Annotated in this window: 19 protein-coding genes and 1 pseudogene; 10 read left to right on the forward strand and 10 right to left on the reverse strand. The window is 54.1% G+C overall.

The annotated features are described in order from the left end of the window. Window positions 1–9: 9 nt before the first annotated feature. Window positions 10–1,194, reverse strand: coding sequence for a SorT family sulfite dehydrogenase catalytic subunit (sorT, locus tag ACVBAU_RS18795; RefSeq protein ID WP_448329679.1), 1,185 nt, complete (start codon window positions 1,192–1,194; stop codon window positions 10–12). 422 nt (window positions 1,195–1,616) lie between these two features. After that, entirely contained in the window at window positions 1,617–2,528 is a 912-nt protein-coding gene (locus ACVBAU_RS18800; RefSeq protein WP_237272759.1) for a LysR family transcriptional regulator, read from the reverse strand. A gap of 307 nt (window positions 2,529–2,835) precedes the next feature. On the opposite strand from ACVBAU_RS18800, the gene ACVBAU_RS18805 reads away from it, so the two are divergent. The 6 genes from ACVBAU_RS18805 to ACVBAU_RS18830 all read left to right on the forward strand — a co-directional run bounded on the left by ACVBAU_RS18805 (window position 2,836) and on the right by ACVBAU_RS18830 (window position 9,478). Continuing rightward, window positions 2,836–3,621: a tripartite tricarboxylate transporter substrate binding protein gene (locus tag ACVBAU_RS18805; RefSeq protein ID WP_448329680.1), complete on the forward strand. Its 786-nt coding sequence runs from the start codon at window positions 2,836–2,838 to the stop codon at window positions 3,619–3,621. 104 nt (window positions 3,622–3,725) lie between these two features. After that, entirely contained in the window at window positions 3,726–4,220 is a 495-nt protein-coding gene (locus ACVBAU_RS18810; protein ID WP_237272761.1) for a tripartite tricarboxylate transporter TctB family protein, read from the forward strand. Window positions 4,221–4,232: 12 nt separating this feature from the next. Beyond that, a complete protein-coding gene (locus tag ACVBAU_RS18815) occupies window positions 4,233–5,720 on the forward strand; it encodes a tripartite tricarboxylate transporter permease (protein WP_448329681.1) in 1,488 nt (495 codons plus the stop codon). Further along, the gene (argE, locus tag ACVBAU_RS18820; RefSeq protein ID WP_448329682.1) at window positions 5,717–6,919 is read left to right on the forward strand and encodes an acetylornithine deacetylase; all 1,203 of its coding nucleotides are present in this window, start codon (window positions 5,717–5,719) and stop codon (window positions 6,917–6,919) included. The genes ACVBAU_RS18815 and argE overlap by 4 nt, the downstream gene beginning before the upstream one ends. A 242-nt stretch (window positions 6,920–7,161) precedes the next feature. After that, window positions 7,162–8,178: an IS30 family transposase gene (locus ACVBAU_RS18825; RefSeq protein ID WP_448329683.1), complete on the forward strand. Its 1,017-nt coding sequence runs from the start codon at window positions 7,162–7,164 to the stop codon at window positions 8,176–8,178. 212 nt (window positions 8,179–8,390) lie between these two features. Then, window positions 8,391–9,478, forward strand: a protein-coding gene (locus ACVBAU_RS18830; RefSeq protein WP_448325853.1) for an IS3 family transposase whose coding sequence is annotated in 2 segments (ribosomal slippage) — window positions 8,391–8,652 and window positions 8,652–9,478 — 1,089 coding nt in all. Because the reading frame shifts where the segments join, the coding sequence is not laid out codon by codon here. Window positions 9,479–9,512: 34 nt separating this feature from the next. On the opposite strand, the gene ACVBAU_RS18835 is transcribed toward ACVBAU_RS18830, so the two are convergent. The 7 genes from ACVBAU_RS18835 to ACVBAU_RS18865 form a co-directional block, all read right to left on the reverse strand. Then, entirely contained in the window at window positions 9,513–10,073 is a 561-nt protein-coding gene (locus ACVBAU_RS18835; RefSeq protein ID WP_448329684.1) for a glutamate synthase-related protein, read from the reverse strand. 137 nt (window positions 10,074–10,210) lie between these two features. Then, window positions 10,211–10,366 (reverse strand): DUF6789 family protein, encoded by a 156-nt coding sequence (locus ACVBAU_RS18840; RefSeq protein ID WP_448329685.1) that lies wholly within the window; start codon window positions 10,364–10,366, stop codon window positions 10,211–10,213. Window positions 10,367–10,423: 57 nt separating this feature from the next. After that, window positions 10,424–11,638, reverse strand: a complete 1,215-nt coding sequence (locus ACVBAU_RS18845; RefSeq protein ID WP_448326504.1) for an IS256 family transposase — start codon at window positions 11,636–11,638, stop codon at window positions 10,424–10,426. Between the two features lie 38 nt (window positions 11,639–11,676). Further along, entirely contained in the window at window positions 11,677–11,988 is a 312-nt protein-coding gene (locus ACVBAU_RS18850) for a DUF6789 family protein (RefSeq protein WP_448329686.1), read from the reverse strand. Between the two features lies 1 nt (window position 11,989). Continuing rightward, entirely contained in the window at window positions 11,990–12,277 is a 288-nt protein-coding gene (locus tag ACVBAU_RS18855) for a zf-HC2 domain-containing protein (RefSeq protein ID WP_448329687.1), read from the reverse strand. Window positions 12,278–12,377: 100 nt separating this feature from the next. After that, window positions 12,378–12,980, reverse strand: coding sequence for an RNA polymerase sigma factor (locus ACVBAU_RS18860; protein WP_448329688.1), 603 nt, complete (start codon window positions 12,978–12,980; stop codon window positions 12,378–12,380). Between the two features lie 14 nt (window positions 12,981–12,994). Continuing rightward, the gene (locus tag ACVBAU_RS18865; RefSeq protein WP_448329689.1) at window positions 12,995–13,672 is read right to left on the reverse strand and encodes a hypothetical protein; all 678 of its coding nucleotides are present in this window, start codon (window positions 13,670–13,672) and stop codon (window positions 12,995–12,997) included. 873 nt (window positions 13,673–14,545) lie between these two features. Here ACVBAU_RS18865 and ACVBAU_RS18870 point away from each other — a divergent pair. Beyond that, entirely contained in the window at window positions 14,546–14,785 is a 240-nt protein-coding gene (locus tag ACVBAU_RS18870) for a hypothetical protein (protein ID WP_342579893.1), read from the forward strand. Between the two features lie 223 nt (window positions 14,786–15,008). Here ACVBAU_RS18870 and ACVBAU_RS18875 read toward each other — a convergent pair whose 3' ends face one another. Next, window positions 15,009–15,641 (reverse strand): tyrosine-type recombinase/integrase, encoded by a 633-nt coding sequence (locus ACVBAU_RS18875; protein WP_448329690.1) that lies wholly within the window; start codon window positions 15,639–15,641, stop codon window positions 15,009–15,011. 348 nt (window positions 15,642–15,989) lie between these two features. On the opposite strand from ACVBAU_RS18875, the pseudogene ACVBAU_RS18880 reads away from it, so the two are divergent. The 3 genes and pseudogenes from ACVBAU_RS18880 (at window position 15,990) to ACVBAU_RS18890 (ending at window position 18,313) form a co-directional block, all read left to right on the forward strand. Further along, window positions 15,990–16,286 (forward strand): annotated as a pseudogene (locus ACVBAU_RS18880) (PRC-barrel domain containing protein). A gap of 238 nt (window positions 16,287–16,524) precedes the next feature. After that, window positions 16,525–17,778, forward strand: a complete 1,254-nt coding sequence (locus tag ACVBAU_RS18885) for a cation:proton antiporter (protein ID WP_448329691.1) — start codon at window positions 16,525–16,527, stop codon at window positions 17,776–17,778. A 130-nt stretch (window positions 17,779–17,908) separates the two neighbouring features. Next, complete coding sequence (locus ACVBAU_RS18890) at window positions 17,909–18,313, forward strand: PRC-barrel domain-containing protein (protein WP_448329692.1); 405 nt, start codon at window positions 17,909–17,911, stop codon at window positions 18,311–18,313. Window positions 18,314–18,439 lie beyond the last annotated feature (126 nt).

Here is an 18,439-nt window from a genome sequence, read left to right on the forward strand (position 1 = left end):
TCAATAAGGTCAGCCTACGGTCACGTCGACGGCATGGGCGCGCCAGCCGTTGTTGCCGTACCCGCGCTCGTTCGGGGGGAAGATCTCGGGTTGGCTGTCGCCCGCTAAATTGGTCGCACGGCTGGCTAGCATATGCGTGCCCTCGGACAGATTTGTGATTAGTGCGAAGGGCCGCCAAGCATAGGGGCCCAAGTCAGGACCAAGAAACTGCGCTTCGGCCCAATTCTGCCCGCCGTCGGTCGAGATCTCGATCTTTTCGAGACCGCTGACACCCCCCATGGCGACGCCATGGATCTGTACCTTGCCCGTTGCAGCATCCAGCAGCGGCCCCGTGATCCACGATTTCACGGACATTTTGTACATCGACGGTTGCGACGGGTCACCCTTTTCCCCGACGGGACGCATCCGATAGCCGGTCTGCTGGATCTTGTTGGGCGATTCATCGACCGTCAGCGCGAGACGTTTGAGGTATTTGACGTTGTTGACGCCGTAGTAGCCGGGGATAATCAGCCGCAAGGGGCCACCGTGAGCCAGTGGCACAGGCTCACCGTTCATCTCCCACGCCAGGATTGCCTGATCCATCGCGGCCTTTGGCACAGAGCGTTCGACCTGGATCGTCTCTGGTGGCAGACCGTCGGGTATTTCCTCGCCGCCGGTACCGGTCAGGAACACTGCTTCAGCATTCGCGCCCCCCATCACGTCGATCACGGCGCGTACCGGTACACCTGTCCATACGACGTTGCCCGCAGCACCCACGGACCACTGAGAGCCGCTGGTCTCGTGATCGAAAAACGCGCGTCCGTTGCCAGAGCACTGGAGCACACAAACCACCGTTTCGACGCCGAGCGTTTTCAAGGCGCCTACTGTCATTGTGCCCGGGTTCGCGACGCCTTCAATCACGACCTCCCAAGCATCGCGGTCCGCGACGATCTTGTCGGACGGGGCGGGCAGGTTGTTGCGGATGTAAAGTTCGGTCGTGGGGGTGATCAGCTCCGATCCTTGCGCGGCGCGCTTTGTCTCAAGTGTCTGCTTTGAATGGACAATCATGTCCTTGGCGTCTTTCCAAGCGACGTATTCTGGCAAAGGCTCTTGGCCTGACTGCGCCATCACCGGCGCCCCGACAGCCACTGCCGCCATTGTGCCAGCTGATCCGATCAAAAAATGTCGGCGCTTTACGTTTTCTACGATGTTCATGTCATTCCTCCCGTGGCTCGGAGCCTTTGCTTTCCACGGAAGGCAAAGGCTCTATGTCTGAATGACGTACGGGGCAGGGGGTTTATTCCAGCACGGCTAAAAAATTTTGCCTGAAGGCAGCCGGTTCGTCGGAACCTTGAAAGAGCCCTAAGTTTTCGGACAGGATCAGGCGCTCTTCTTTGCTCCTGATGATCGGGTTGCATGACTTTGATGTGCCGAGAGTAGACCACTGCCCGTGGTCGGCAGGGTATTGCGGAGCAATGTTCGAGGAGGGGAGGCTCATCGTGCGAAGTTTTTTGTTCGTTCGCTGCGTCGGCAAACCGAAATGGGGGGAGAGAAATTCGGGGGCTCGGGTTGGCAAAAGGCTAACTTGCAGCTTGAGGAATGCCCTCAGACGCTAAGAGAGATCCGCGTGCGAAGTGCTATGTCACAATGCCGGCCCGCTTCAGATTGTTAATTTCATCGGCCACGCCGGCAGCAAAAGCCTGCCCTACGGTGCTAAGTGATCTGCCGTGTGGCACAAATTGCGCGATATCCCAGGTTATGGGGGGGAGCAATCGATGCACAGAAACCAAGTCGAGATCCAGAAGTTGATGCGCGACGGGATCAATGATTGCGATACCTTCCCCCCGTTCTACAAGTCGAACAATGCCGTGGATGGTTCGCAATTCAGCGGCAATAGTGCGGTGAACTTGAATAGTTTCCATCATCAGATCAATCCGCCGCCGTAGCGGGCTGCCTTGAGAGAGATCAATGAACATCTCGTTGCGCAGACGCGGCAGGGGTATCTCATCGATGTCTTCTAGTACGTGCCCCTTGGGCAGGATACATTTTGCCTCGCAACGGGCAAGTGACAAGGCTTCGCCTCCGAAGGCCTCTGCGTTGAGGGTAATCCCGAAAGCCAGATCGCAGCGTTGCTCACTGATCATCCGAAGCATTTCAGCCATGCCTACATCAGCGATTTGCACCGTGGCATGAGGGTGTTGTTTCCGAAAGTGGGTAAGGGCGTTCAGCAGAAAGGTGTCACAAAAGACGGGCTGGGCCGCGATAACGAGATGCCCAACCTGACCGCTGGCGATTGCGCTGGCTTCTTGTTCCAGATTTCGCAGCCCCGCAAGATGGTGCACTACGTTTTGATGAAATCGAAATGCTTCGGTGGTCGGAGCGAGGCGGTTACGCTTGCGTTGGAACAGCTCGAAGCCTGCCTTTTTCTCCAATGACGATAGCAATCGGCTGACCATGGGCTGGCTTAAATCCAAATGTTCGGCGGTGAGTTTCATACCCCCCAATCGCATATAGGCGTCAAACGCCTGTAGTTCGCGTGTCTTGAACATGCTGTCTCCTCTCAGTATGCAATTTATGCAACTAACGACCATCTCTTGTCAAATTCGGCATACTGTGGATGGTGGCCTGCATCCAACAGCTCCGGGATGCCGGACAAAATCTGAGGTACTCATGAAAAAAATAATCGGAACGATTGCATTTACTCTTATGGCAGTGGGCGGACCAGCTCTGGCCCAATCTTATCCTGAGAAGTCTGTGACGCTTGTGGTCCCTTATGGCCCGGGTGGTGCCTCAGACCTTGCTGGCCGGGCTCTGGCGGAAACGGCACAGCCATTTCTGGGACAGCCGGTAACAGTAATGAACAAGCCCGGGGCAGGCGGCATGAACGGCGCACGTTTCGTTTCTGATGCCGACGCGGATGGCTATACGCTGCTGCTCGCGCGTGTTGGCATGGCATTGTCACCTGCTGTGACGCCAGAGTCTGCATTGCCGTGGGATGCCTATACATTTGTGAGCGCGCTCGAAGCGACGCCGATGATCTTGGCAGTGCGCGGCAACGCGCCTTATGAAACCGTCGACGACCTGATCGCGGCGATCAAAGACAGCAATGGCGCAATGACCTATGCGGCTTCCGGTGCTACTGCGATTGATGGTTTCACCACACAAGCGCTTTTGGCCGACAACGATCTTGATCCGCTTACTGCAGCGACGCTGGTGCCTTACAAAGGCGGTGGCGCGCTTGCGACTGCTCTGTTGGGCGGTCATGTAGACTTTGTTGCGATGGCAGCCGCATCTTTGATGCCACATATCGAAAGCGGCGATATGAAAGCCCTGATGGTCTTTGCACCTAAGCGCGTGGACACCCTGCCGGACGTCGCGACAGCCCACGAACTGGGCTATGAAAAAGCTGGCCAGATCACTGGGTGGAGCGCGCTTTATGCGCCCAAAGACATGCCCGAAGACGTGATTGCCAAATGGCAGGATGTTCTAGGCCAAGTTGCGACTGATGAAAAATGGCTCGAACTCGCGGCCCGTCGCGGTTCGATCTCGACCATCGGTTCGGTTGAAATGCCCGACTACGCAAAAAGCCAGTACGAGCTGTTTAACGGTCTCGCCAAAGACTTTGGCTATCTGCCCCAATAAGCTTTTGCAGGTGGGTGAAACGTCGCCCGCCTGCATCCCCTGTCGCCGGCCCTCGCGGCCAGCCTGATCTCAATATAAATCGCTTTTCTTTCATGAGGCTTGCCATGACGATGCCCGTTTTGCGGGGGCTGCTAGTAGTCGTATTTTTTGCGCTCTGTGCCTTCTATCTTGTCCCTGTATTTGTGCCTCGCCCGGCGTTCATCCCTGGATTCGCACCACCACCTGACATGTGGCCGAAAACCGTATCGCTGATTGGTATTGTGCTCGGTTTGCTTGCGCTGACCCTTGCAGTCCGCGGCGGGGCTCCGAAGGAGGAAGCGGTCGAAACGGATGGCAGTTCGATCAAACGTATGCTGCTCCGGTTTGCTGGTCTGGTTGTCGCTTTCGGGCTGTTTCTTTTTGCGTTGCCCTATGTCGGATTTCTGATCGCAATTATTTTGCTGACCCTTTCCATGGTCCTCATGACTGGTGAACGAAACTATCGGATCTGGATTGCGCTCCTATCTGTCGGGGGGCCGATATTGCTTCTTTTGTTCTTCAATTCCGCTCTCGGAACGCAGTTCCCCAAGGGTGAACTGATTAAGATACTTGGCTTCTGATCGGAGACACTGATGATAAACGAGATTCTTGCAGCCCTTGCGGCGGTTGCTACATTACAAAACTTTCTGATCATGGCCGCCGGTATCTGGGGGGGCGTAATTGTCGGCGCCATTCCCGGCATGACAGGCACAATGGCTGTGACCTTGGCGCTGCCATTCACCTTTTACATGGCACCGGTTCCGTCAATCCTTCTGCTGGTGGCTTTGTATAAAGGGTCAACCTACGGTGGGTCGGTATCAGCGATTTTGATTAAGACTCCGGGCACGGCTTCGGCTGCTTGCACGGCACTTGATGGCTACCCATTGGCTCGACAAGGCAAAGGGGGCAAAGCGCTCAACATGGCGCTCTATTCCTCGGTGATTGGCGATTTCCTGTCGAATATCTCGCTGATTTTCTTTGCGGCCCCCCTCGCGTTACTGGCGCTGCATATCGGCCCGCCCGAGTTCTTTATGCTGATGCTCTTTGCGCTGACGACTGTCGCAGGGGTGTCAGGCGGTTCGCTGCTGTTGGGTATGGTCTCTGCGGCACTTGGTCTGCTGCTGGCAACGGTTGGCGAAGACCTCTACGGCTCTTTCCGCTTTGCTTTTGTGCCTGACATGCAAGCCGGCCTGTCGATTGCACCGGTTCTGATTGGCCTTTTTGCCCTCCCTGAATTGATCAAATTGGTGGTCATGCGCGCAGCCAAAACTGACGAGGCAGCGCCACTGGGGGCCCAGCATGTGACACGCGAGGAGTTTATGGGGTCGCTGCGTAGCATTCTCAAAGGCTCTGTGATTGGCTCAATCCTGGGTGCAATCCCCGGTATTGGACCCTCCTCGGCGGCATTCTTTTCTTATGGTGAAGCGCAACGGAGTTCCAAGAACGGCGCTAACTTCGGGAAAGGCGAACTTGAGGGTATCGCTGCGTCAGAATCTGCGAATAACGGTGCCTGCGGGGCAACGATGATCCCGCTTCTCGCATTGGGCGTGCCCGGCGATGTGATCACCGGCGTGATGCTTGGTGCCTTCATGATCCAAGGGCTAACTCCAGGCCCGCTGCTGTTTCAAACCAACATGCATGAAATTTACATGCTGTTCATCGGTATGTTGTTCTCTTCGGTGCTTTTGTTTTTCGCAGGCAAGATCACCATGCGGATGTTCACAAAAGTGGCGCTGATCCCGCAAACCTTGCTGACGCCGTTGGTGCTGCTGCTGTGTATCTTCGGTATCTATTCTATCGCCTCCAGCACCTTCGATGTGGCCGTGCTTCTTGTGATGGGTCTGGTTGGGTTTGGTATGTTTTTGCTGAACATTCCCGCAGCTCCCTTCCTTATTGCATTCATCCTCGGCCCGATGATCGAAGAAAACCTGCGCCGCGCGCTGGCAATATCACGGGGCGATCCTGCGGTGCTGCTCTCATCGCCCATAACATGGGCCTTCGCAGCGCTAAGCATCTTTGTGCTTGGGCTAACCGTCCGCCGAGAATTCTCAAAATCTAAAGAAAGACGAGTTCAGCAATGATAGACCTGAGCAAAACAACCTTTGCATTTGATGACCTGACCGGGGACGCGGCAAAGCATCTGGCACATCTGATCTCATTCGATACGGTCTCGTGTAAGTCCAACCGCGCGCTCATTGATTATATGGCTGCATTCTTTGGGGATTTGGGCGGGCGGATCACGATCCTGCCTGACAAAACCGGAACCAAAGCAAATCTGATTGCGGCTTTTGGGCCTGAGGATAAAGCGGGTATCGTCTGGTCAGGTCATACAGATGTTGTCCCCGCAGATGAACCGGAATGGGAAAGTGACCCCTTTGTCGCCGAAATCAAAGGCGACAAGCTCTTTGGTCGGGGCTCTTGCGATATGAAGGGATTTGCTGCCTGTGTTATGGCAGTGGCACCGCAACTGGCACAGGCGGAGCTTGCGCGTCCGATCTACCTTTGCTTTTCCTATGACGAGGAAGTGGGCTGTCTGGGTGCACCTGCGATTGCGAAGTATCTTGGGCAACTGCCTATGCCGCCAGAGTTAGCGATCATCGGCGAACCTTCGATGATGAAGCTGATCACAGGGCAGAAAGGCAAGATCGCCATGCGAGCGCATGTGACGGGCATGGCCGGGCATTCGTCATTCGCCCCAGAGCATGTCAACGCCATTGAGTTTGCGTCCAAGGCGGTTGAACGGATTTCCGAGCGCGGCAGGCTTTATGAAAAAGAGGGTCCCTTCGATCAGGATTTCACCGTACCGCACGCGACGATGCTGGTGACGATGATGCAAGGCGGTGTTGCAACAAATGTTACGCCTGACAATTGCACGCTTACATTCGAATTGCGCTCAATCAGCGGTATGGATCCCGAGCGGGATATGGAACGGCTTTTGGATGGGATCACGCGTGAGATAGTCCCCCCAATGCAAGAGAAAATCCCCGGTACAGGCATCCGTTTCGAAAAGATTTTTTCCTATCCCGCCATGGGCGATGCTCGGGGAACCCAAGGCTTTCAACGTTATGGCGACCTTCTGCCGGCATGGGGGGGTAAGGTCTCATATGGTTCAGAAGGCGGTGTGTTTGAACAAATCGGCGGGATTCCTGCAGTGATTGTCGGGCCGGGTTCTATCGATCAAGCCCATAAACCCAACGAGTTCGTAGAGATCGGCCAACTTGCAACCTGCGTTCAGTTTTTAAGCGATCTTATTAGCTTCACCTCTTTGGATCAGGTTTGATGGATCAGCTACCCCCAGAGTTTCGGACCCTGCCGTAAGCTGCAATTTGTTGTTTGCGGCAAGGGCAACGCGCCGCATAATCAAACCAACCAGATAAGCCGAACTCTTTCATCGCTTGAGCTACCATCGGTTCGTAGACCCCAAAATCAATTTACCATAATAATAGTTATAGGCTTTAGCGATGTTCGGGGGCGTGCGCTACCTTCAAGTGCGACTCTTGTTAGAAAACAGTAGTTTATCTAATGAGAGGAATCGTTACGGGAGCCGTTTACGACCAACTGAGTATCACAGAACGACGCAAGATCGAACGCTGGAGACACGCGAAGGTCCCAGTTGACGAGATGGCGCGCGTTCTGAAGCGCTGCAGATCAACGATATTCCGCGAGCTAAAGCGCAACCATTTCTCGGACGAGAGCATGCCGGGATGCGATGGCTATTACGGTGCTGCTGCCCACCTGATGCAAGCGGAACGTCGTGCTCGAGAGCGCAAGCTGATCAAACATCCTGAGCTGTGCAGACGCGTGATTGAACGCATCAAGAACGGCTGGACACCTGAGCAGATCAGTAACCGCATGATCCACGAGGATGCCCCACTCAGGGTCTGCCAAGAAACCATCTATCGCTACATCTATTCCAAGGAAGGTCAGGGCGAAGATCTGTGGTGGTATCTACCGACCCACCGTGTCGCCCGCAGACCACGTCGCACCAGAAGGCGTAGAGAACCCAAATTCCACCGCGATGTCAGTATCCTGTTCCGCCCCGATGATGTCGCGCATCGTCGGCAATTTGGTCACTGGGAGGCCGATTTGATGCTGTTCAAACAAAAGCTTGGCCAGAACAACGTCACCTCACTGGTTGAGCGCGTCAGCCGTTTCACCGTGATCCTGAAAAACCCAAACAAGCGCACTACGCCGGTTATGGGAAAGATCATAAAGTCGATCAAAGACCTCCCCCTTGCCGCCCGCCGGTCCATCACTTTTGACCGCGGAACCGAGTTTGTCAGTTGGCCGCATCTCCAAGCCGAGATCGGAACCCAGACGTGGTTTTGCGACCCCTCCAGTCCCTGGCAAAAAGGCACAGTCGAGAACACTAACCGACGCCTTCGAAGGTGGTTGCCCCGCAAACGCGACATCCGGCAATGCACAGATCACGATATGAAGGTGATCTGTGATCGCCTCAACAACACGCCGCGCAAGTGCCTTGGATGGAAGACGCCAGCCGAGGTCTTTCGCGAAAAGATATTGGAGGAAATGCGATGACACCCCTACCCTGAGCTCAACAAGAGTCGCGGTTCACGTATCGCTCACAGGTAAAGTTGGAATGTTCCACATCTGCAAAGTAGCAGTGAGCTACTCCCCCATTTATTGGACAGGTTCTGGCGTAAATTAAACTACTCCTTAGGTAATCCCCCCTAAAATTAGTGGTGTTCAAAAGTAGAATTTTCTCGGCAAGATATCTGAGGAGATTTACGATGAAGAACGGACGATTTAGCGATGCGCAGATCATGGCTGTGTTGAAGCAGGCGGAGGGCGGTGTGCCGGTCTCTGAGCTTTGCCGGGAGCACGGGATGAGCAGTGCCAGCTTTTACAAATGGCGGGCTAAATTTGGCGGTATGGACGCGTCGCTCATCGCAGAGATGAAGGACATGGCCGAGCAGAATCGCCGCCTCAAGAAGATGTATGCGGAGATGAGCATGCAGAATGAGTTGCTCAAGGAAGCCCTCGGAAAAAAGTCTTGAGGCCGTCTCATCGACGAGAGATGGCCATGAAGATGGTGGCGGTGCATGGGGTCAGTGTCGCGCTGGCGTGCCGCACGTTCCAGATCAGTGAGACCTGCTATCGCTACAGTCCAACGCTGAGCACCGAGAACGAGGAGATCGCCGATTGGTTGGAACGTCTGACGGCAAACAAGCGCACCTGGGGCTTTGGCCTGTGCTTTCTGTATCTGCGCAACGTGCAGGGCTATTGTTGGAACCATAAACGCGTGTACCGGATTTACTGCGAACTGGAGCTGAATCTACGGATCAAACCCAAGAAACGGCTGAAGCGCGACAAGCCAGAACCGCTGGCTGTGCCTGACAAGCCAAATGAGACGTGGTCGATGGATTTTATGGCCGATCAGCTCTCTGACGGCCGGTCGATCCGGACACTGAACGTCCTGGATGACTTCAATCGCGAGGGCCTTTGCATCGAAGTCGACTTCTCATTGCCAGCCGAGCGCGTGGTGCGGAGTCTGAACCAGATCATCGAATGGCGTGGAAAACCCAAGGCTATTCGTATTGATAATGGACCCGAATATGTCAGTGGAAAGCTCATGGAATGGGCAGAAAAACAAGGCGTTAGGCTGGAATACATCCAACCCGGAAAGCCCCAACAGAACGCCTATATCGAACGCTACAACCGCACGGTTCGCGGCGAATGGCTCAGCCAGTACATCTTTGAAACCATCGAGGAGGCACAGGATCAGGCCACGGAATGGCTCTGGACTTACAACAACGAACGACCCAACATGGGCATCGGCGGCATAACACCCGCAATGAAACTGAAAACAGCCGCCTGAATTCTACCGCTGGACCTCATTAAAAATGGGGGGATTACCGCCCGCCTTCGCCTGTATTCATCCAGCATCCGGCCATTTTTGCACCCGCTGACAGGGCTTTGACAGCAGGGGTGGACAGTGCTCCATAGCTCATCGCAGAGATATTAAAGAATGACTGTGCATCATAGGGTTTGGGACAGCCTGATCCGATCCGCAAGGGCTGCACCTCGACCGCGTCGTCGTCCAAAGTGGGATAGGGACAGTTCACAAAGATCGGAGTTCCTGAAACTGTCAAAACTTTGCTCGACCCGAATGCGACCGTGTTGTCCTTACCCTTAGCGGCACGGCCGATCCAGTCACGTTCAGCACGGTTAAAGGGCATCTCTTCGCGGTCCATCGCAAAGAAATATTGGCGAAAGAACTCTCCCAGCGTCGAAAACAACGACCTGAAGCGGCCCAAAACGGGATAATTTCGACGCACTGCATCTTTTGACTGGGCTATATCGATGATGAACATCGCTACGATAGCAAGAACGCCAACCCCGATCACAAAAATGAACGCCGTGGCAAAGAATGTTAAGTTGGTCGCGATAAAGCTGTCGAAGTAGGATCGCATTGGATCACCCCTTACGAAAATTGGTGGATTTTGGGTCGGCAGGCCACGGGTTATGCGCACGTGTCCGCATGAAAGCGGTCACATTAGGCATAGAAGCACGGTCGCCCGCGCCACCAAATGGGCACGGGCGGATTGCTTTAGTGTGCCAACTTAGCTTGCGTGCGGTTCGCAAAAACTACACCAAGAACCGCGCCAAAGATGATGTGCAGGACCAGTGTCATAATCGGTGCCATCATCCCAAGGGCCAGACCAAACAAGCCAGCGCCCGCCATCGGCATGATCAAAATCATCATGCCAAGGGAGTATCCTAAACTCTGTGTATGAGGCTTAGCCCATGCGAGTTTGGCGGCTCATTTGTTGAACCGTTCTGGGTATAGGATAGCGAACTGATTGCGGGCAGCAACCCATTCTCTGACGGCCCTGCCTGTCTTTTCAAAACTGCGGATGGCCAGATAGATCAGCTTTGTCGCAGCATCATCAGTGGGAAAGCTACCGCGCGTTTTGGTGGTTTTTCGGATGACGCGGTTCAAGCTTTCAATCGCATTTGTCGTGTAGATGATTTTGCGCACTGCTGGTGGGAAGGCGAAGAACGGGATGACTTCTTGCCACGCGCGTCGCCAGCTTGGAGCGATTGACGGGTACTTTTGGCCCCATTCGGCCTCAAAATCAGCAAGGGCTTTCTCCGCCTCGGTGTCATCCGTGGCCTGATAAATCCGCTTGAGGTCTTTTGCGACGTTCTTGCGATCTTTCCATCCGCAGAAGTTCAGGGAATGGCGCACGAGATGGACAATGCAGGTTTGGACTGTGGTCTCAGGGAATGCGGCATTGATGGCATCTGGAAAGCCCTTGAGGCCGTCCACAACGGCGATCAGGATGTCTTCGACGCCGCGATTGCGCAGGTTGTTCATTACCGAGAGCCAGAACTTGGCCCCTTCGTTGTTGGCAATCCACAGGCCGAGAACCTCGCGTTCGCCCTCGGCGTTGACGCCCAGGGCTACGTAAACGGCTTTATTCTTGACCTGACGGCTTTCCGCATCGCGGATTTTGACCCGAAGAGCATCAAGGAAAACAATGGGATACATCGGCTCCAGAGCCCGGTTCTGCCAGTCTGATACTTCCTCCAGAACGGCATCTGTGACGCGGCTGACAAGATCGGCAGACACCTTCAGCCCGTAGACCTCTTCGAGATGGGCGCGGATGTCGCGGGTCGATAACCCCGCTGCATATAAGCCGATGATTTTGTCATCCATACCGTCGATCCGGGTTTGACCCTTCTTGATCAGTTCCGGTTCAAAACTCCCCTCACGGTCGCGCGGGACATCAATCGGCAGCGCCCCATCATTGCCCTTCAACGTCTTGCGCGACGTGCCATTGCGGCGGTTGCTCTGTTGGTTTGTGGGCTGGGTGTCAGGCTCATAGCCTAAATGCTCGGTCAGTTCAGCGCCAAGCATCCGTTCCATCAGGCGCACCTTCAGCTCTTTCATCAAGCCCTGATCGCCCAGTAAATCGTCCGCGTTCTCAACGCCGCTCAGCAGCTCGTCTAAAACTTCCTTGGATATCGTCATTGTCGTCATGCTCCTTCGTTAATGAAGCATGGGCCAAATTACTCATACACAGAAGATCGGACACTCTCCATGCCAAGCCAGTCAGCGATGCCGAATACGATACCCTTCTGAACGGCACTGCTACCCGGGATATAGCCATAAAGAACTGCAAAACCACCGCCCCAAGCAACCGTGCCGATCAAGAAGTGCACGATCCAACCAACGATAACTGGTGCGCCGATCATTTCGGCCAGCATTGCGGCTACGTCGAGTTCGGGCATCACGCCCATCATCCCCTTCATTACCATCAGCACCGAAAGCACGACCGTTGCGATGAAACCGGCCAGGAAGCCACTCTTGAGATTTGTCATCTTATTTATCCTTTGTTTGCGCCGCAGGATCATTTTGACCGCTGGACTGTTTCAGTTCGTCAAACTCGGCAAGGATGCTGTCGACATTGGCGTCGTCGGCGCTGTTATGCGCCGCCTCAACTCTTGCTTCCGTCGAAATCAGACTGCGCGTCACACGCATTTGATTCACAAACCGGTTGCAACCGCTACACATCATCAAATGAAGGCGAACCTGCATTCTTTTCGCAAACGACATTTCCTTGTCCAGAAAGCCATCCGCCTGATCTGATAGTTCGCGGCAACTCAGCATTTTTCCATTCCTTGTCGAACCTTGTGATAAGAAGACAATCCAGCTCTCGGTTCGTTACATTTTTTTTGATTTATTTTCAGTTTCGCTAAATTGTGGTGCGTCAAACCGCTACCGCATCAATCGCATTCCGCACTGATCGACGAGCGCGGTGCAGCAAAATACGCATGTTTCCTTCAGTGATATCAAGAATTTCGCACACCTCTTGTGCTTCAAGTTCTTGCTGCCCGCGCAAAACCAACACCGCGCGTTGGGCGGGTGGCAAGTCATCGATGGTTTGCGCAACGTGATCCATAATCTGGCGCCCTGCGATCACTCGTTCGGGCGTGATTTCGTCCCACAGCTCGGGCAGGTTCTTCCAGTTTCCACGGGCGTCAAAAGCTTCGTCGGCGTCATTTTCCTGATCCGAGATGTCAAGCGCCACAGTACGCCCGTCGCGTTTCACACGCGTTTTTGCCCGGTTCGACAGAATGGTGAAAATCCAACCCGCGAGCGATGATCGTCCTTCAAAACTGTTGATATTGAGCAATACGGCGATCCAGGTTTCGTGCGCCACCTCTTCTCCGGACGCATGGTTGCGCAATATTGCGGATGCGACCCGCACCATTGACGTGTTGTGGCGTTGATAAAGCGTTTCAAACGCGCCACGCTCACCTATGACAAGGCCTTTAATGAGGTCAGCGTCACTTTTGGGAGAGGCGGACATTGTTGTCACTTCCTTTAAGTTAAGATGAGCGGATTGAAATCGAAGAAATACACCATGACGGGCACAGGTGACACTGCCAGCGCCAAGGCCAGAGCCGTCGCCCGGGGCGCGTAAAGTCCGCTCATTCCGGGAATCAGTGCAAGCCCACCACCCCCACCAATGAACGCGTTTCCCGGAAGGTTCAAAAGCAACCCGAGAGAGACATACCTGAACCGGATTACAGCGGGTGGCATCCAATTTGGCAGTTTCTTGTTCAGCATTTGTAGCCGTTCTTCACCGCTCAGTGGCGTAGTTTTTTCGATCATATCGCTAATGCTGGTTAAACGCAGATCGATCGCCAACTGCTTGAAAACGCTGCAATCGACTGTCCGCCCCAAAAAATAGGCCAGATACAGACCTGCAAGTGTTCCAAGATAGACAAAAGGTGCTGCCGTGTCGCCTCCAAGCATCATCAGGGAAATACCAATCTCGACTCCAGGGACGAACGGAATAGCCATCAGCAAAACATAAAGCAGTAATAATGTACCAAAGACACCGATACGCAAACTTGCTGCATTCTCTAAGCTGTCTACCGAAATAAAAATCCAATTGACGGCGAGGTGGATCACCCAGACCAACATAGCCACAATAAACAACCGGACGAAAACTCGGACGACGGAAGGCCAACCACTCTGGCGTCTGCCATCATCCACGCTGCTGTGGCGATCTTTGAAAGAAACTTGGCATGCTGAACTCCGCTAAAGTAATCGTAACATCAAATAGCGCGCGTGTGTGCTTGTTTGCCCCGTCCACGCGCAGTGCTTGGATTGCGCGTGGACGGGGCGGATCAAAATCTTCCGCAGTCTGTAATAAGACAGAGTATACTGGTCCTATATATACTGAAAGACGAAGGTGAAAGATCGCCACGGGCTTGAAGGCAACGTGCGACAAGGGGCTTCAAAGACTCGGCCGATGGCTGGCGCGCAAACTGAATGAAACAACATCAGGCCACAAACATTACGCGATCGCCGATTTTGCCTCCGTTTTCCAAACTATGCATGTTGGTGATGTACTCTTGGTAAAAGGTAATGAGCAGGTATCAGGCGCGATCAAGTGCATAATCCAATCGACATGGACACATGCAGCCCTGTTGGGATGAACTGATAGGCGTGCTATTCAACAAGCCCCCGCATTAGTGGAGCTTGTTCTCTATCGCGTCACACGTATTGCGTGACACAAACTAAATTCTTTCCCGCTTAGCCGAATTGGCTCCAGAATCGGGATTGGCGAATGACGAAACGAAAGTCGGCTTTGGTGAAGCCGCACCGCAGCGATGAAAGCCTTGGCGAATGACCGCAATGGGCCGTTTGCGAAGATAAACACAAGGGCGGAAATCGGACCTTCGCTGCAGGTACGAAGAGTTTCCTGGCAAGCTAAGTTTGCAGACGTTCATCGATCTTGGGGCGAGGTCATAGCTTATGTAGCAAGATGGGTTTGAGTGACACCTGCCGCAGCCCATTTGGCTTGCGGAGTATGGCGACACTTGGATAGGGGTTGCGTGATGAGCGGTATGTTGAGGAGGTTAAATGTCAGCAATTTCAAGGCGAAACATTCTGAGAAAACTCCAATTGTTATGCATCTGGTTCATCGTGATTACTGTGGTCATATATCTGTATGCAGATGACGCTGATCCGATGCCGGTCAGCCTGCTCAACAGGCTATTGGTTGCGGCAGGCGTCGTCGTTTTTCTTAGTATCCCCTTCGTCAAGAAGGTCGGCCAAATTTATTTGAGCACCACCCCGGATGACGGCGATCTTGATGATTGAGACGTTCGAATTCTTTGGCAATCTGCCAAGCCTGCCAGTTGCTGATTGGACGATGCCACAGATCATATTCTTGGCTGACGACGTCTTCGGCTAACAGACCGACGATTGAGCCTCCGAAATGCTGCAAATTGCATGAATGGCCGGTTTCGTGACGTTGCAACTCGGCATCTGATCGGCATTCCAATTTCGGGAGGGGGCCGTTCTTGACGAACGGCCCAAAACATCAAATTTCGATGGCTTCGGCGATTGCGAGGGCATCTTCCAGCTCAACGCCGAGATAGCGCACCGTACTGTCCATCTTGGCGTGTCCCAATAGAAGTTGAACTGCGCGCAAGTTGCCCGTCTTTTTGTATATCTGCGTGACCTTCGTGCGCCGCATTGAGTGAGTTCCATAAGCGGTCACTTCTAAACCAATCGATGAAACCCATTGCCGCACAATGCGGGCATACTGGCGGGTAGAGATGTGCAACCGCTCGTGAAAACGCCCGGGCCATAGGTACTCTGACCCAACCATCAGCGGGTGTTCCATCCACTTCGCGAGCGAGGCTCTGGTTCCCTCGGAAATCTCGAAGCGCACGGGTTTCTGGGTCTTGCTTTGGAGCACCGACGCCCGCTCCTTGATTTGGCCTGACGCCATAACATCGACCACTCTCATTTTGACCAAATCGCAGCCGCGCAGCTTGCTGTCGATGGCAAGGTTAAACAGCGCGAGATCGCGATGGTTCTCGGCAAGCTCAAGCCTGACCCGGATAGCCCACACATGCTTGGGTTGCAGTGGGCGCTTCTGACCGACAATGCGGCCCTTGTTCCAGGCGGGGCGAAGCGCGCGAATGGCAGGTAAGTTTTGTGTTTCCATGACTGATCCTCCGATCCGCCAATCCCTCCCACATCTTCAACCCGACGTTGACCGAGCCAGCATATCACAGGATGCTGCAACGCATCCGTGGTCGGCTTCGAGCCCAAAAAAGTCGATGGTTTTAAAACCCTACGCTGCTCCGCTTTTACCGATCCCGAGGGAAACAAGATAAACCTGCTGGAAGGTGGCTGACGGTATCTGAAAAGGGTAAGTGGTTATCTTTTTGCAGCAGGAATTCCGGCCCGAACATGCGCGGCTTCCCACCAATATGCTTTGGGAACCGGAACTGCATCGCCTCCCAAAGGGTTAGATTTGCAATGAGAAACATTAAATCAAGTGAGGTTACCAATGGACCATTCAAAACATACCCCCCTCCGCCCTGACGAACTGACATCTGCGACCGTTGACGGTGCAAACGTCTAAGGTCCTGATGACAGCCATATCGGCGACGTATCCCACTTTCACGGCGCGGGCCAAAATGCACAGGCAGTCGTGGATGTCGGCGGATTTCTTGGCATTGGGGCGAAACCCGTATCCTTGGCCGTATCAAGCCTGAACTTCATGCGCGATGAGGCTGGCAAGGTTCACGCGACGACCGCCATGACAAAGGATGAGCTGAAAAGTCTGCCTGAGCATAAGCACTGACCATTTAAGCAGATACGCTCATATGACAAAGAAGGGTCAGCACAAATGGTTGTGCTGACCCTTTTGCTTTTAGGGTATTCCCGCTGACACCTTTTGGCCAAGTCCCGTGATCGTCCGAGCCAAGAACGTGGCTGAGTTCTAGATAATTGGGACATGCCACCAAAATTGTAACTGCGAGATTTGCAACTGCCGTTAATACGGTCTCTCTTAACACTCTATCAGATTGGAGCCTGCCTGCGTGACCGAAGACGCCTTCTTTTCTTTTAGCTCCTACCATGTCGTTCTGGTCGTCGTGGGGGTGATTGTGATCCTCGCGCGGTGGTTGCCGCGTTTGGTGTCAAAGCGGGAACCGGCTGCCGCACCTTTGATGATACTGTTCGGTGCTGCCGCCGCCTTGCTGGTTCCGAACATGCCAATCCTGCCCGATCCGCGGCAGATGCCGCTCCCGTGGGAATTAGTGAGCGAGTTGACTATCATCGTGGCGCTGTTTGGTGCCGGTATGCGGATCGATAGTCTCAGGCCATGGAAACGCTGGATGCCGACATTCCGGATGTTGGCCATTTCCATGCCTCTCACCATACTCGCAGTGACTCTACTCGGTGTCACTCTGGGCGGGTTGACGTTGGCGGGTGCAATCCTTTTAGGTGCCGTGCTTGCGCCCACCGACCCGGTTCTCGCCGCCGATGTTCAGGTCGGCCCGCCGCAAGAGGGCGAGGAACATCCGGTCCGATTTACCTTAACGACCGAGGCCGGGTTGAACGATGGACTCGCGTTTCCGTTTGTTTATCTGGGATTGATCGTCGCCGCCGAGGGTCTGAACCCGGGTGCGTGGGCCTGGGAATGGCTGCTTCGCGATGTTCTTTATCGCATCATTCTCGGCGGTATCATGGGGTGGGCCGGTGGACGACTATTGGGCATTGTCCTGTTTAGCGTGCCAAAAGGGTCGATCCTTGCCGAGACGGGGTCGGGTGTCATCGCGATAGCGGGGGTGCTGCTATGCTACGGGTCCACGGAATTGATCGAAGGCTACGGCTTCATCGCTGTCGCTGTTCTGGGCCTATCCCTGCGGCGGGTCGAGAAAGAGCATCATTTTCACCGACGTTTGCATGATTTTTCGGAATCCATAGAACATGCCCTAACGGCCGTGCTGCTCATCGGCCTCGGCCTCGTTTTGCCCATACTATTTGTCGATCTTATATGGACCCACGTCGTGATCACGCTCACCCTTATCGTTGTAGTCCGCCCCCTGTCCGCTTGGATCGCACTTCTGCGGACGGACCTCGGTCAACGAGATCGTGCGGTGATTTCCGTCTACGGTGTGCGAGGCATCGGATCGATATATTACCTTTGCTACGCAGGCAGCCACATGGAGTTTGCAAACGAAAGCCAACTCTGGTCACTGGTCGGTCTGGTCATTTTGCTCTCGACAATCCTTCACGGATTCAGCGTGGGATGGGCCATGGATCAGATCAGGGATGACGAAACGAAGTAGACCCGAGGATATCTTCAGACGCAGACACCAATTGTCTGCGGAATGGCGCTGGCGGGCGTTACAGTTCGGAACGCTCGGTCGATATCAGCGTTTACCTGTGATGGGTAACGAAAATCAAAGGAGACCTCCGATGAATACACGTAATTTCCTCGCCGCCATTGTGGCCACCTCAATGGTGGCCCTCCCCGGTAGCCTGCTGGCGCAGACAGCCACCGCGACAACCGAGACCGAGACACAGGGTTACCTCGAGATCGAAGACGACGCGACTATCATCGCACCGTTCAATCTCACCATAGAGGAACTGGACGACTATGACGTCATCGGTTCAACAGGTGAAAAGATCGGTGAAATCGAAGATTTCCTGACCGACGCGTCTGGTGAAACGGTCGCTGCTGTCATCGAGACCGAGGGCTTTCTGGGCATCGGAGACGAGGACGTTATCGTGACTTTGGACCAACTGGAACTGGTAGACGGAAAATTCCAGATCAACCTGACCGAAGAAGAGTTGGAAGCTTTACCAAAGTGGGATGACTGATATAGCTTGAGCGATCCCCCACTGCGGCAGTCAGCCCGAGTGGGGGGCGTCATTTTTCCGTTTGCTTTGTCTGCACTGCCCGTCTTCCACACGACACTCAATTTTCTCCGTCATGTAGGTAATATG

The organism is Sulfitobacter sp. M13 (genome assembly GCF_053474885.1).